Here is a 14660-nt window from a genome sequence, read left to right as displayed (position 1 = left end):
GTTGATACACTTGAACAAAATAAGCGCCTGAAAGGAAATAAAGTATGACGCATGACAAGAAAAAAGCTGATATCATTCCTTTCCCCCGTCTGAAAGAACGCTTGGTTGATAAAGGGATGGCCGCCATGAAGGATAAACAGTATGAGGAGGCCCTCGAACTGTTTTCAGAGGCGGTAAGCCACGGCGATACCGAGTCCGACGTACATTTAGGCATGGCGATTTGTTTTCTGGAACTCGGGGAATTGGAAGAAGCAAAACAAGTTTGCGAGAAAATGCTGAATGAAGGGTACGGCCATTATTTCACCGTATTGCAGGTGTACATGACCATTTTAATTCAGCTGAAACAATATGAAGAAGTCAAAAGCACAATTGAAGCTGTGCTGGAAGAAAACCAGCTGCCCGCAGAAAGTGCGGAGCAATTCTACCGGCTGCTCGAATTCAGCCGCAAAATGACCGATCCCGATCAGCAGGAGGAGGCGTGGGAGGAGGAATACGAGGACATTCTTGATACGGAAAAAGTGCTGAACAGCCCCGCTGAACAAATGAATCTGATTCATTCTCTTAAAGACCGCAATATTGCAAAATACACGGGTCTCTTAAAAACGATTCTTCAAGATCCGGGCGCGCATCCTCTTATTAAGACAATGATTTTGACGCTGATGGCCGAGCACGACTACAGTAAACCGGTCCATATTACAAAATTCGGCGATTCAATGACCGCGATACCGAGTGAAACGGTCCAGCCTGATGCGGCTCCGATTTTGCATCGCGTTCTCCGGGTGCTTGATGAAACGCTGGGCAATGAAAACCCTACATTATATGCTGCCGTCGAGGAGCTGTGGAGAAGACATCTGTACGTCCTGCACCCTTTTATGCCGAAGTTTTTGAACGCGGATTTATGGGCGGCGGCGCTTCATAAGGTCGGTTACGAGATGCACGGCATTGACATTGAGCCGGAGGAACTTCATATGATGTACGAGTTTGACAGCCGCGAACTCGAAGAAGCCTGCACGATGATTAAGGATATTGAAGAAATTTCTTATTTGTAAATCACACCATATAGTTGAAAGCGGTAGGCGTTATGTTATAATATAGTGGTTGTATTTATGTATAGCGGTTTAACTGAAATGAGAATTACGGTTGGACAGGCTGCCAGTTCATTACATAATGATTCTGATTCAAAGCGGTTTTTTCTTTGACAAAGCCGCGGATTGCTTTAGAATGGAAGACCGACACAACCTGAATAGATTTTTGGAGGGAAACACATGTCTGTAAAATGGGAAAAACAAGAAGGCAACGAAGGCGTATTAACGGTTGAAGTTGATGCGGATACGTTCAAAACAGCTCTTGATGATGCATTTAAAAAAGTAGTAAAACAGGTTTCTATTCCTGGATTCCGCAAAGGGAAAGTTCCCCGCGGTTTATTCGAACAGCGTTTCGGCGTTGAAGCTCTTTACCAGGATGCTTTAGATATTTTACTTCCTGTAGAATACCCTAAAGCGGTTGAAGAAGCCGGCATTGAGCCTGTAGACCGCCCTGAAATCGATGTTGAAAAAATCGAAAAAGGCGAAAGCTTAATTTTCACTGCAAAAGTGACTGTAAAACCGGAAGTGAAACTTGGCGATTACAAAGGCTTAGGAATCGAAAAAGATGACACTGCCGTTACTGACGAAGATGTACAAAACGAACTTAAAGCGCTTCAAGAGCGTCAGGCTGAGCTTGTCGTGAAAGAAGAAGGCGCTGTTGAAAACGGCGATACAGTCGTTCTTGACTTCGAAGGTTTCGTTGACGGCGAAGCGTTTGAAGGCGGAAAAGCTGAGAACTACTCACTTGAAGTAGGATCAGGTTCATTCATCCCGGGCTTCGAAGAGCAGTTAACAGGCCTTGAAGCAGGCGCTGAAAAGGATGTTGAAGTAACATTCCCTGAAGAGTACCACGCTGAAGAGCTTGCCGGAAAACCAGCTGTTTTCAAAGTGAAAATTCATGAAATCAAAGCGAAAGAGCTTCCTGAGCTTAACGACGAATTCGCAAAAGACATTGACGAAGAAGTTGAAACGCTTGCTGAATTAACCGAGAAAACAAAAAAACGCCTTGAAGAAGCAAAAGAAAACGAAGCTGACGCTAAATTGCGTGAAGAGCTTGTTCTGAAAGCATCTGAAAACGCTGAAGCTGATGTTCCTCAAGCGATGATCGACACTGAGCTTGACCGCATGCTGAAAGAATTCGAACAGCGTCTGCAAATGCAAGGCATGAACCTTGAGCTTTACACTCAATTCTCAGGCCAAGACGAAAACGCGTTAAAAGAGCAAATGAAAGAAGATGCCGCAAAACGCGTAAAATCAAACCTGACTCTTGAAGCGATCGCTCAAGCAGAAAACCTTGAAGTAACGGACGAAGAAGTTGAAGCAGAGCTGACTAAAATGGCTGAAGCTTACAACATGCCGGTTGAAAACATCAAGCAGGCAATCGGTTCAACTGACGCGATGAAAGAAGATTTAAAAGTTCGAAAAGCAATTGATTTTCTTGTAGAAAACCGTTAATATGGTTCATAATAATAGACATAATAAAACAGGGCGCGATTAATTCGTGCCTTGTTTTGTACAATTATGATATAACTCTTTTTCTTGGGGCAAGATAGTCATTGCCGGGCTGTTTTTCGTCATACATATAGAATGTGCAAGTGCGAAACACATTGTTACCGTCTTACTGGAAAGTATGGTAAAATGCAATACATACTCGATCGTAGCAAGAACCGTTTTCTTTTGCCCTTCAGGTAAAAGAAAAAGTGAGACAAGATTAAGGGGTGAAAGAATGTTTAAATTCAACGAGGAAAAAGGACAATTGAAATGCTCGTTCTGCGGAAAAACGCAAGATCAGGTTCGTAAGCTGGTTGCAGGACCGGGTGTATATATATGCGACGAATGTATTGAGCTCTGTACAGAAATCGTAGAGGAAGAGCTTGGTACGGAAGAAGAAGTCGAATTTAAAGACGTTCCGAAGCCGCAGGAAATCCGTGAGATTCTGAATGAATATGTCATCGGACAGGATCAGGCGAAGAAATCACTTGCGGTTGCGGTATACAACCATTACAAACGCATCAATTCCAACAGTAAAGTGGATGATGTTGAGCTTTCTAAAAGTAATATTTCTTTAATCGGACCGACTGGAAGCGGGAAAACACTTCTTGCCCAGACGCTTGCGCGTATTCTGAACGTTCCGTTTGCGATCGCGGACGCTACATCTCTGACTGAAGCCGGATATGTCGGTGAGGACGTAGAAAACATCCTCCTCAAGCTGATTCAGGCAGCAGACTATGATGTGGAAAAAGCAGAAAAAGGCATTATCTATATCGATGAAATCGATAAAGTAGCGCGAAAATCTGAAAACCCGTCCATTACACGCGATGTATCAGGCGAAGGCGTTCAGCAGGCGCTGCTGAAAATTCTTGAAGGAACGGTTGCAAGCGTGCCGCCTCAAGGAGGACGCAAACATCCTCATCAGGAATTCATCCAGATCGATACGACGAACATTCTGTTCATTTGCGGCGGTGCATTTGATGGCATCGAACAAATCATCAAACGCCGTCTCGGACAAAAAGTCATCGGCTTCGGCTCTGATAATAAAGCGGCAGACCTGGAAAAAGAAGAACTGCTTTCTAAAGTTCTTCCGGAAGACCTGCTCCGTTTCGGTCTGATTCCTGAATTCATCGGCCGTCTTCCTGTCATTGCAAGCCTTGAGCAGCTTGACGAAACGGCACTGGTTGAAATTCTGACTAAACCGAAAAACGCACTCGTCAAACAATACAAGAAAATGTTAGAACTTGATGATGTCGAGCTTGAATTTGAAGGCGAGGCATTATCTGAAATTGCGAAAAAAGCGATCGAGCGTAAAACAGGCGCACGCGGCCTGCGTTCTATCATTGAAGGCATCATGCTTGACGTCATGTTTGATCTGCCGTCCCGCGATGATATTGAAAAATGTGTCATTACCGGAGCGACAGTCGCAGACGGTGAAGCGCCGCGTCTTGTATTAAAAGACGGCACTGTTGTCGGCCAAGATAAAACATCAGCATAACACGACAAAACCTCCTGACCCGAATTAATCAGGAGGTTTTTTTCTTGTCCTGACCCTTCTGAAAATGTTTATTCCGGGCTTTGCTGGGAGATACTAGCGGACAGAGGAATGAATTGGATACATAAATCGTTTTTTCAGGAGGGACCAGCATGAGTTGGACAGGGATCGCATTATTTGTACAGCTGTTTTTCGGGATAGTCATCGGACTATATTTTTGGAATCTGCTCAAAAACCAGCGAACACAAAAAGTGACGATAGATAAAGAATCAAAAAAGGAAATGGAACAGCTGCGCAAAATGCGCGCCATCAGTTTATCAGAACCTTTATCAGAAAAGGTGCGGCCGAAAAGCTTTCAGGACATTGTCGGCCAGGAAGACGGAATTAAAGCGTTAAAAGCAGCGCTTTGCGGACCGAACCCGCAGCACGTCATTATTTACGGTCCTCCGGGAGTCGGTAAAACGGCTGCGGCGCGGTTGGTATTGGAAGAAGCGAAAAAGCATAAACAGTCACCGTTTCAAAAGCAGGCTGTTTTTGTTGAACTTGATGCGACGACCGCGCGATTTGATGAACGGGGGATTGCCGATCCGCTTATCGGTTCAGTGCATGATCCGATTTATCAGGGAGCGGGTGCGATGGGCCAAGCAGGCATTCCGCAGCCGAAACAGGGGGCTGTGACCCATGCTCACGGCGGGGTATTGTTTATTGATGAAATCGGCGAGCTTCACCCGATTCAGATGAATAAAATGCTGAAGGTGCTTGAAGACCGAAAAGTATTTTTAGACAGTGCGTATTACAGTGAAGAAAATACGCAAATACCGAATCACATCCATGATATTTTTCAAAATGGGCTTCCGGCGGATTTCCGTTTGATCGGAGCGACAACGAGAATGCCGACTGAAATTCCTCCGGCCATCCGTTCGCGCTGTCTTGAAGTATTTTTCCGCGAGCTGGAAAAGGATGAACTTAAAATCGTTGCGAAAAAAGCAGCCGACAAAATTCAGAAAGAGATTTCTGACGAAGCTCTCAGCGTGCTGACCGCATATACGAGAAACGGACGTGAAGCCGTCAATATGATCCAGATCGCTGCCGGCATGGCGGTGACTGAGGACAGAAAAGAAATCACGACTGAAGATATAGAATGGGTTGTTCATTCCAGTCAGCTCACACCTAAAAATGAGCAGAAAATCGCCGATGAACCGCAAGTCGGCATCGTGAACGGACTTGCCGTCTACGGGCCGAACAGCGGCGCATTGCTGGAAATCGAAGTGAATGTCACACCTGCGCAGGACAAAGGAAGCCTGAATATCACGGGAATTGCAGAGGAAGAAAGCATCGGCAGCCAATCGAAGTCGATCCGCCGCAAAAGCATGGCGAAGGGATCTGTGGAAAATGTGCTGACGGTTCTCCGCACAATGGGCATCAAACCTTCAGACTATGACATTCACGTCAATTTTCCGGGCGGAGGCCCGATTGACGGACCTTCAGCAGGTATCGCGATGGCCGCGGGGATTTTTTCCGCGATTCACCGCATCCCGATCGACCATACGGTGGCGATGACGGGAGAAATCAGCCTGACGGGGCTTGTCAAACCGATCGGCGGCGTCATTCCGAAAATTAAAGCCGCAAAACAGGCCGGAGCAAAAACGGTCATTATCCCATATGAAAATCAGCAGTCCATTCTGAAACGAATAGACGGAATCACCATTAAAGCGGTAAAAACGTTCCAGGAAGTGCTTGACGTCATATTGGTTGACCCTCCTTCAGAACAAAAACCGTTTGATATCCAAATGAATAAAGAATCCGTATAAACCCCATTTTTATAATGGGGTTTTTTTATGGAGGACATCTTTTCCTTTTTCAGAACAGAAAGAAAGGGTATACTACGAAGAGACTGTTTTATATACAGGGCAGGCGGATAAGCCGATTAAAGCCCGATCCCGGAATTGTACAACGATGAAAAAGTTGTATTATAATGGTTCATACTAAAGTCACGGAGGTGTCAGTCACATGGCAGAAGATACAAAACGCAGCATCCCGCTCCTCCCTTTAAGAGGCTTATTGGTATACCCGACAATGGTTTTACATTTAGATGTAGGCCGTGACAAGTCGGTTCAGGCTCTTGAACAGGCAATGATGCATGATCATATGATTTTTTTAGCCACTCAGCAGGATATTTCGATAGACGAACCGGGTGAAGAGGATATTTTCGCCGTCGGCACTTATACAAAAATTAAACAGATGCTGAAGCTGCCCAACGGTACGATCAGAGTGCTTGTAGAAGGAATTCAGCGGGCGCAGATCCTTGAATACACCGAACTCGAAGATTATACTTCGGTCGATATACAGCTGATGCATGAGGATGATTCAAAAGACGTGGAAGACGAAGCGCTTATGCGGACGCTGCTGGACCATTTTGACCAGTACATAAAAATTTCTAAAAAAATTTCCGCAGAAACGTATGCGGCTGTGACTGATATTGAAGAGCCCGGCAGAATGGCGGATATCGTCGCTTCTCATCTCCCGCTGAAATTAAAGGACAAGCAGGACATTTTAGAAACGGCGGATATTAAAGAACGTCTGAATAAGGTCATTCGTTCCATTCATAATGAAAAAGAAGTGCTGGAGATTGAGAAAAAAATCGGTCAGCGCGTCAAACGTTCGATGGAACGCACTCAAAAGGAATATTATTTGCGCGAACAGATGAAAGCCATTCAGAAGGAGCTTGGCGACAAAGAAGGAAAAACCGGCGAAGTTCAGTCGCTCACGGAAAAGATAGAAGAAGCAGGCATGCCTGAGCGTGTCAAAGAAACGGCGCTTAAGGAATTAAGCCGTTACGAAAAAGTGCCGTCAAGCTCAGCGGAAAGCTCTGTTATCCGCAACTATATTGACTGGCTCATCGCCCTTCCGTGGTCGGATGAAACAGAAGATAAACTTGATATTAAAAAAGCCGGGGAAATCTTAGATAAAGAGCATCACGGCTTAGAGAAAGTGAAAGAGCGGATTTTGGAGTATTTGGCCGTGAAACAGCTGACGAAAACGCTGAAAGGGCCGATTCTTTGTCTGGCCGGACCTCCGGGAGTCGGTAAAACATCTCTTGCAAAATCAATCAGTAAGAGCATGGGGCGCACTTTTGTGAGAATTTCACTGGGCGGAGTGCGCGATGAGTCTGAAATCCGCGGGCACCGGCGCACATACGTCGGGGCGATGCCGGGCCGTATTATACAGGGGATGAAAAAAGCCGGCAAACAAAATCCGGTCTTTCTCCTCGACGAGATCGACAAAATGTCGTCTGATTTCAGAGGCGATCCGTCTTCGGCGATGCTTGAGGTGCTGGATCCGGAACAAAACAGCACATTCAGCGACCACTATATTGAAGAGACGTTCGATTTATCGAAAGTACTGTTTATCGCGACTGCGAATAACCTTGCTTCCATCCCTGGCCCTCTCAGAGACAGAATGGAGATTATCAGCCTGTCAGGCTACACTGAAAACGAAAAGCTGGAGATCGTGAAAGATCACCTGCTTCCGAAACAAATTAAAGAGCACGGGCTCACAAAGAGCAACCTGCAGATTCGGGATCAGGCGATTACGGACATCATCCGCTACTACACGAGGGAAGCCGGCGTGAGAACGCTTGAACGCCAGATTGCCGCCATTTGCCGAAAGGCTGCGAAAGCCATTGTGTCTGAGGAGAGAAAACGCATTACCGTTACAGAGAAAAATCTGGCCGACTATCTCGGAAAACGGATATTCAGATACGGACAGGCGGAAACCGAAGATCAAATCGGGGTTGTCACGGGGCTCGCGTATACGACGGTCGGCGGAGATACGCTGTCAATCGAAGTGTCATTGTCACCGGGAAAAGGAAAGCTGGTTCTGACAGGGAAGCTTGGAGATGTCATGCGGGAATCAGCGCAGGCCGCTTTCAGTTATGTCCGTTCGAAAGCGGAACAGTTCGGAATCGACCCGAAATTCCATGAGAAGTATGACATTCATATCCATGTCCCTGAAGGAGCGGTGCCGAAAGACGGCCCTTCTGCCGGAATTACGATGGCTACGGCGCTCGTTTCAGCATTAACGGACCGTGCGGTAAAACGCGAAGTCGGTATGACGGGAGAAATCACGCTGCGGGGGCGCGTGCTTCCGATCGGCGGACTGAAAGAAAAGGCGCTCGGCGCGCACAGAGCGGGCCTGACCACTATTATTGCGCCTAAAGATAACGAAAAAGATATAGAGGATATTCCAGAAAGCGTCAGAGAAGGACTGAAGTTTATATTCGTTTCTCACCTGGATGACGTTTTGGAACATGCCTTAGTAGGAGAGAAGAAATGAAAGTCACAAAGTCAGAAATCGTGATCAGCGCGGTCAAACCCGAACAGTACCCTGATGGGGGGCTTCCGGAAATCGCGCTGGCGGGCAGATCAAATGTAGGAAAGTCATCTTTTATCAATTCATTAATCAATCGGAAAAACTTGGCCAGAACGTCATCAAAACCGGGGAAAACACAGACTTTAAACTTTTACATCATCAATGATGAATTGCATTTTGTCGACGTTCCCGGGTACGGATTTGCGAAAGTTTCCAAAAGCGAGCGGGAAGCATGGGGGAGAATGATTGAAACCTATATGACGACCCGCGAAGAGCTGAAAGCCTGCGTGCAGATTGTCGACCTCAGACACGCGCCGTCTGCTGAAGACGTGAACATGTATGAATTCCTGAAGTATTACGGCATTCCCGTCATCGTCATTGCGACAAAAGCGGATAAGATTCCAAAAGGAAAATGGGACAAGCACTTAAAGGTTGTCAAACAGACGCTTGATATGGATCCTGAAGATGAGCTGATTTTATTTTCCTCTGAAACGAAAAAAGGCAAAGATGAAGCATGGGGAGCCATTAAAAAAATGATCAGCCGGTAATGAAAAACCCAAAACGCAGTGCGTTTTGGGTTTTATCGTATAGTTTTGTTCCGCTTGATAAACAATAATAAAAGGCTGATTCCGATGAAAACATACGGCCAGTATGTTTTGAAGTGTTCCGTCGGAATATGGACGGACTCCAGCCACGCCGTAATTTGTTTAAAGAAGTATAAAAAGAGGGAAAAACCAATCATGGCAGCCGCTTCGTATACATATTCTTTTCTGGCAGCCGCAAATAAGGAGAATCCGAAGACGAAGAGAATCATTTCAAAATCTCCCGGCCACCATGAGAGCTCAGGTTTGGCGAAAAAGTGTAAACCTATGCCGAAAAGAAGCATGCCGATCAGGACGTGAGGCCCGGCCGCTTCCTTTTTGCCCTGATACAAGAGCACGGCCCCCAAGAGCATAAGGAGCACCGGCCATTCCCCCTGATTCGCAAACAGGTGAACCTGTCCGCTCTGAAGCCATGCGAATAATGAAGCGGCAAGCAGAAGTCCCGGTAATAAAATTGATGTTTTTTTCATCCTGTCACCTACCCGCAGTAAAGGATTTTTAGTATGATGATTACAGTGGGAACGAGCTTTTTATACTATAGCATAACATTTTTGAAATCTGTTCACATTTTCCCGAAGAAACTATGTTATAATTATTATAAATAATAAATTCTATGTTAGAATGATTATAAATAAATTGCGATGTACGGGGGTGCATGAAAGCGATGCATATTCTTGTTGTGGGAGTAGATTATAAATCCGCCCCTATTGAAATACGCGAAAAAATAAGTTTTCAGCCGGATGAGCTTGCAGAAGCGATGCTCCGCTTAAAAGAAGAAAAAAGCGTTCTAGAAAACATTATCGTGTCAACCTGCAACCGCACCGAAATATATGCGGTGGTCGACCAGCTTCATACCGGCCGTTATTATATAAAGACATTTTTATCCGAATGGTTCTCGCTGCCGAAAGAAGAGCTGTCTCCGTTTCTGAAATTTTATGAGAGCGACGCGGCGATCGAGCATTTATTCCGTGTGGCATGCGGTTTGGATTCCATGGTCATCGGAGAGACGCAAATACTCGGCCAGGTCCGCTCGAGCTTTAAAACGGCGCAGGCAGAAAAGACGATCGGCACCATTTTCAATGAGCTGTTTAAACAGGCGGTGACCGTCGGCAAACGCACGCATGCCGAAACCGATATCGGCTCCAATGCCGTTTCCGTCAGTTACGCCGCCGTTGAACTCGCGAAAAAAATCTTCGGCTCATTGTCAAATAAGCACATTTTGATTCTCGGTGCGGGAAAAATGGGCGAGCTCGCCGCAGAAAACCTGCACGGTCAGGGTATCGGCAAAGTAACGGTCATCAACAGAACGTTTTTGAAGGCAAAAGCGCTTGCTGACCGTTTCTCCGGAGAAGCGCGCAGCTTAAACCAGCTTGAACATGCACTTGCTGAAGCTGATATTTTAATCAGTTCGACAGGCGCAAGTGATTTCGTCGTGTCTAAAGAAATGATGGAGAGAGCGGGCAGACAGCGGAAAGGCCGTCCGTTATTTATGGTGGATATCGCTGTGCCGAGAGACCTCGATCCGGCGCTTAACGATCTTGAAGGTGTTTTTCTGTACGATATTGATGACCTTGAAGGAATCGTTGAAGCCAACTTACAAGAACGCCGCGAAACCGCTGAAAAAGTCGAGCTGTTTATTGAAGCGGCAATTGTTGAGTTTAAGCAGTGGCTTAATACACTCGGCGTCGTGCCGGTTATTTCGGCGCTGCGTGAAAAGGCGCTGTCCATCCAGTCCGATACGATGCAGAGCATTGAGCGCAAGCTGCCTCATCTGACGGTAAGAGAGAAAAAACTTCTCAGCAAACATACGAAAAGCATCATTAACCAAATGCTGCGCGACCCGATTCTGAAAGCGAAAGAGCTTGCGGCTGAAGCGGATTCAGATGAAAAGCTGAAGCTGTTTATGCAGATTTTCGATATTGAGGAAGAGGCCGGCCGCCAGCTGGACAAAAGCCTGGATAACCGCCAGACGGTTCATTCGTTTCAAAAGGCAGAAGCAAAAACGGGCTTACGTCCGCTTGTAAGTGAGTGAGGGCTGTATGATTGATACAGCAATGGCAAGACTTAATGAAGCGACAATTGTTATTTATGCAGTAAGCGTCCTTTTTTACTTTATAGATTTTCTTCAACACAACCGGAAGGCTGGAAAAATAGCCTTCTGGTTGCTTTCTATTGTCTGGACTCTGCAAACTGTCTATCTTTCTTATTTCATGTGGCAGACGGGCAGATTTCCGGTCTTGAATATTACAGAGGCCCTTTACTTTTATGCGTGGGTGCTTGTCACGCTTTCACTTGTGGTCACGCAGATTCTGCGGGTTGATTTTATCGTGTTTTTCACGAATGTCATCGGTTTCTCGATGATTGCGATCCATACGTTTTCACCGACGGATCAGCATTCGGCCGCCTTTTCCGGCCAGCTGGTCTCAGAGCTTTTGGTCATTCATATTACAATGGCGATTCTGTCTTACGGCGCTTTTTCCCTTTCTTTTGTCTTTTCGCTTCTTTATCAGTTTCAATATTCTTTATTAAAGAAGAAAAAATGGGGAAAATGGCTGTTGAGAATTGAAGATTTGTCAAAACTTGATTATATGGCTTACGTTTTAAATGTCATCGGGGTTCCGATGCTGCTGTTGAGCCTGATATTAGGCGTGATCTGGGCGTATGTGTCGCTGGAAACGCTGTACTGGTTTGATTCAAAAGTGCTCGGCTCGTTTATTGTGCTGCTTTTATACAGCTACTATTTATATATCAGAATGATTAAGGAACTGCAGGGGAAAGTGGCGGCGTTATGGAATTCAGCATGTTTTCTCGTGCTGATGATTAATTACTTCCTGCTCGGAAGCCTGTCACAATTCCATTGGTTCAGTTAACGCACGCGCCCAAACAGATTCGGGAGGAAAGAAAATGAGAACGATTAAGGTAGGTTCCAGACGGAGCAAACTGGCTATGACCCAGACAAAATGGGTGATTAACAAACTGAAGGAATTGAATCCTTCCTATGACTTTGAAATCCGGGAGATTGTCACAAAAGGCGACCGCATCCTCGATGTTACACTGTCAAAAGTGGGCGGCAAAGGTTTGTTTGTCAAAGAGATTGAACAGGCGCTGCTGCATCAGGAGATTGATATGGCGGTTCACAGCATGAAAGACATGCCCGCCGTTTTGCCTGAGGGTCTTGTCATAGGCTGCATACCGAAACGTGAGGATCCGCGTGATGCGCTCATTTCAAAAGGGCATCAAAAGCTGGACGGCATAAAAGAAGGGGGCATCATCGGCACCAGCAGTTTAAGAAGAAGCGCCCAGATTCTTGCTGAACGCCCTGATCTTACAATTAAGTGGATCAGAGGCAATATCGATACGAGACTTCAAAAGCTTGAAACGGAAGATTACGATGCTATTATTTTAGCGGCTGCGGGGCTTTCGAGAATGGGCTGGAAAGATGATGTCGTATCGGAATTCCTCGAACCGGACCGCTGTCTGCCTGCGGTCGGCCAAGGCGCTCTTGCCATTGAATGCAGAGAGTCGGATGAAGAGCTTTTGAAGCTGTTTGCGCAATTTACCGATGAGTATACGCAGCGCACGGTGGCAGCCGAACGGGCTTTCTTACACGCGATGGAAGGCGGCTGCCAAGTGCCGATAGCCGGGTATGCGTCTGTCAATGACCGGGATGAGGTTGAATTGGTCGGTCTTGTCGCGTCTCCGGACGGAAAGACGATTTATAAAGAAACAGCGGCGGGACATGATCCGGAAGAAATCGGGAAACGCTGTGCGGCGATGATGTCTGAAAAAGGAGCCAAAGCACTAATCGACAGCGTGAAACAGGAGCTCGAACAGGATGGCAAATGACCTTCCTTTACAAGGAAAGACCGTGCTCGTCACCCGGAACAAAAGACAGGCAGCACCGTTCCGAAAAAAAGTGGAGGCGCTCGGCGGAACGGCTGTTTCCGCCTCTCTGATCGCTTTTCAGGAAGCGCTCCCGGATGAATGTGCGGACAGTCTGCAGGAAGACCTTTCTGAACCGGGCTGGCTTGTGTTTACAAGCGTAAACGGTGTCCGGTTCTTTTTTTCCTACCTTGATCAGCATGGCCTTGCGCTTCCGGAACGGAAAAAAATTGCAGCCGTCGGTGAAAAGACAGCGCGCGCCCTGAAAGAGCGGGGAGCCCGGACGGATGCGATGCCTGACGAGTATGTGGCGGAATGTCTGGCTGATACTTTAAAACGGCACGCATCAGCTGCCGAACCCGTTTCATTGATAAAGGGCAATTTATCACGCGATGTCATAAAAGCGGAGCTTGAGCCGCTTGGCTATCAAATAAGGGAATGGGTGTTATACAATACCATTCAGGATGAAAAAGGCATGGACGAGCTGAGACGGGCTGCATCCCGCTCTCATTTTGATTTTATTACGTTTACCAGTTCATCGGCGGTGCATACGTTTATGCACGCGGTCGGAGACGGAGAAAAAGCGTGGGAAAACAGCGGTGCGAGCTATATCAGCATCGGCCCTTTGACAGAGAAAGCGCTCTTGGAATACGGGATCTCATCCCATGTGCCTGACACCTATACGATTGAAGGCATGCTGGACGTCATGTGCAGCATGTCGGGAAAGGATAGATAATGATGAATCAAACATTTAACAGACACCGCCGTTTGCGCGCGAACGCTGCGATGAGAGATCTAGTAAAAGAAACACGTCTTCACCCTTCAGATTTTATTTACCCGTTATTTGTCGTTGAAGGACTCGAAGGAAAAAAAGAAGTTCCTTCCATGCCGGGGGTTTATCATGTATCACTCGATTTGTTAAAGGATGAAATGGCTGAGCTGATATCGCTCGGCATTAAGTCGGTCATCGTTTTCGGCGTGCCGGAAGAAAAAGACGCCTGCGGAACCCAGGCTTTTCACGATCATGGCATTGTGCAGAAAGGGATTGCTGAAATTAAAAAGCATTATCCTGAAATGATCGTCATCGCTGATACATGTCTCTGTGAATACACGGATCACGGCCATTGCGGGGTCGTGAAAGACGGAGTAATCCTCAATGACGAGTCGCTTGAGCTGCTGGCGCAGACAGCCGTCAGCCAGGCTAAAGCCGGCGCTGACATCATCGCTCCTTCAAATATGATGGACGGTTTTGTCACAGTGATCAGGGAAGCGCTCGACAAAGAAGGATTCACGAATATTCCGATTATGTCTTATGCCGTGAAATATTCAAGTGAATTTTACGGCCCGTTCCGCGACGCGGCTGACAGCACGCCGCAGTTCGGTGACCGAAAAACATACCAGATGGATCCGGCCAACCGCCTGGAAGCGCTACGTGAGGCTGAATCAGACGTGGCAGAAGGCGCTGACTTTTTAATCGTCAAACCGTCTATGTCATACTTAGATATTATGCGTGATGTGAAAAACCGCCATCACCTGCCGCTGGTCGCATATAATGTGAGCGGGGAGTATTCCATGGTGAAAGCGGCAGCCCAAAACGGCTGGATTAAAGAAAAAGAAATGGTGCTGGAAATTTTAACGGGCATGAAACGTGCAGGAGCCGATCTGATTATGACGTATCATGCAAAAGACGCAGCGAAATGGCTTGCTGAGTAACGATTTCATTTGACGGGAGCT

Annotated in this window: 12 protein-coding genes; 11 read left to right on the top strand and 1 reads right to left on the bottom strand. The window is 46.6% G+C overall.

Annotation, left to right across the window (positions count from 1 at the left end; translation table 11 throughout):
• Positions 1-44: 44 nt before the first annotated feature.
• From ddcA to yihA, 6 genes are all read left to right on the top strand, one after another.
• Positions 45-1049, top strand: coding sequence for a DNA damage checkpoint antagonist DdcA (gene ddcA / locus L3V45_RS13220; protein WP_025853137.1), 1005 nt, complete (start codon positions 45-47; stop codon positions 1047-1049).
• A 216-nt stretch (positions 1050-1265) separates the two neighbouring features.
• Entirely contained in the window at positions 1266-2540 is a 1275-nt protein-coding gene (gene tig / locus L3V45_RS13215; RefSeq protein WP_003152618.1) for a trigger factor, read from the top strand.
• Positions 2541-2811: 271 nt separating this feature from the next.
• Positions 2812-4074 (top strand): ATP-dependent protease ATP-binding subunit ClpX, encoded by a 1263-nt coding sequence (clpX, locus tag L3V45_RS13210; protein ID WP_003152620.1) that lies wholly within the window; start codon positions 2812-2814, stop codon positions 4072-4074.
• Between the two features lie 149 nt (positions 4075-4223).
• Positions 4224-5882: an ATP-dependent protease LonB gene (gene lonB / locus L3V45_RS13205; RefSeq protein ID WP_003152622.1), complete on the top strand. Its 1659-nt coding sequence runs from the start codon at positions 4224-4226 to the stop codon at positions 5880-5882.
• Between the two features lie 199 nt (positions 5883-6081).
• Entirely contained in the window at positions 6082-8406 is a 2325-nt protein-coding gene (lon, locus tag L3V45_RS13200; protein WP_003152624.1) for an endopeptidase La, read from the top strand.
• Positions 8403-8990 (top strand): ribosome biogenesis GTP-binding protein YihA/YsxC, encoded by a 588-nt coding sequence (gene yihA, locus L3V45_RS13195; protein WP_003152626.1) that lies wholly within the window; start codon positions 8403-8405, stop codon positions 8988-8990. The genes lon and yihA overlap by 4 nt, the downstream gene beginning before the upstream one ends.
• A 32-nt stretch (positions 8991-9022) precedes the next feature.
• Here yihA and L3V45_RS13190 read toward each other — a convergent pair whose 3' ends face one another.
• Positions 9023-9514, bottom strand: coding sequence for a hypothetical protein (locus tag L3V45_RS13190; RefSeq protein ID WP_014305520.1), 492 nt, complete (start codon positions 9512-9514; stop codon positions 9023-9025).
• 194 nt (positions 9515-9708) lie between these two features.
• Here L3V45_RS13190 and hemA point away from each other — a divergent pair, with 194 nt between their 5' ends.
• The 5 genes from hemA to hemB are packed head-to-tail and all read left to right on the top strand — an operon-like array spanning position 9709 to position 14639.
• A complete protein-coding gene (hemA, locus tag L3V45_RS13185) occupies positions 9709-11076 on the top strand; it encodes a glutamyl-tRNA reductase (protein WP_015387890.1) in 1368 nt (455 codons plus the stop codon).
• Positions 11077-11083: 7 nt separating this feature from the next.
• Entirely contained in the window at positions 11084-11914 is an 831-nt protein-coding gene (locus L3V45_RS13180) for a cytochrome c biogenesis protein (protein ID WP_003152629.1), read from the top strand.
• Positions 11915-11948: 34 nt separating this feature from the next.
• Entirely contained in the window at positions 11949-12890 is a 942-nt protein-coding gene (hemC, locus tag L3V45_RS13175; RefSeq protein WP_003152630.1) for a hydroxymethylbilane synthase, read from the top strand.
• Positions 12880-13662 (top strand): uroporphyrinogen-III synthase, encoded by a 783-nt coding sequence (locus L3V45_RS13170; protein ID WP_046559968.1) that lies wholly within the window; start codon positions 12880-12882, stop codon positions 13660-13662. Before hemC ends, L3V45_RS13170 begins: the two co-directional genes overlap by 11 nt.
• A 2-nt stretch (positions 13663-13664) precedes the next feature.
• Positions 13665-14639, top strand: coding sequence for a porphobilinogen synthase (hemB, locus tag L3V45_RS13165; RefSeq protein ID WP_095315573.1), 975 nt, complete (start codon positions 13665-13667; stop codon positions 14637-14639).
• Positions 14640-14660: the final 21 nt, after the last annotated feature.

The organism is Bacillus sp. R45 (assembly GCF_021729365.1).
Lineage (GTDB): Bacteria > Bacillota > Bacilli > Bacillales > Bacillaceae > Bacillus > Bacillus velezensis.
This window is presented reverse-complemented; position numbering and strand designations above follow the sequence as displayed.

What these genes read in the sequence shown, in the direction of transcription:
- ddcA (WP_025853137.1), top strand. Translation starts at nt 45, where the DNA reads ATGACGCATGACAAGAAAAAAGCTGATATCATTCCTTTCCCCCGTCTG.
- tig (WP_003152618.1), top strand. Translation starts at nt 1,266, where the DNA reads ATGTCTGTAAAATGGGAAAAACAAGAAGGCAACGAAGGCGTATTAACG.
- clpX (WP_003152620.1), top strand. Translation starts at nt 2,812, where the DNA reads ATGTTTAAATTCAACGAGGAAAAAGGACAATTGAAATGCTCGTTCTGC.
- lonB (WP_003152622.1), top strand. Translation starts at nt 4,224, where the DNA reads ATGAGTTGGACAGGGATCGCATTATTTGTACAGCTGTTTTTCGGGATA.
- lon (WP_003152624.1), top strand. Translation starts at nt 6,082, where the DNA reads ATGGCAGAAGATACAAAACGCAGCATCCCGCTCCTCCCTTTAAGAGGC.
- yihA (WP_003152626.1), top strand. Translation starts at nt 8,403, where the DNA reads ATGAAAGTCACAAAGTCAGAAATCGTGATCAGCGCGGTCAAACCCGAA.
- L3V45_RS13190 (WP_014305520.1), bottom strand. Translation starts at nt 9,514, where the DNA reads ATGAAAAAAACATCAATTTTATTACCGGGACTTCTGCTTGCCGCTTCA.
- hemA (WP_015387890.1), top strand. Translation starts at nt 9,709, where the DNA reads ATGCATATTCTTGTTGTGGGAGTAGATTATAAATCCGCCCCTATTGAA.
- L3V45_RS13180 (WP_003152629.1), top strand. Translation starts at nt 11,084, where the DNA reads ATGATTGATACAGCAATGGCAAGACTTAATGAAGCGACAATTGTTATT.
- hemC (WP_003152630.1), top strand. Translation starts at nt 11,949, where the DNA reads ATGAGAACGATTAAGGTAGGTTCCAGACGGAGCAAACTGGCTATGACC.
- L3V45_RS13170 (WP_046559968.1), top strand. Translation starts at nt 12,880, where the DNA reads ATGGCAAATGACCTTCCTTTACAAGGAAAGACCGTGCTCGTCACCCGG.
- hemB (WP_095315573.1), top strand. Translation starts at nt 13,665, where the DNA reads ATGAATCAAACATTTAACAGACACCGCCGTTTGCGCGCGAACGCTGCG.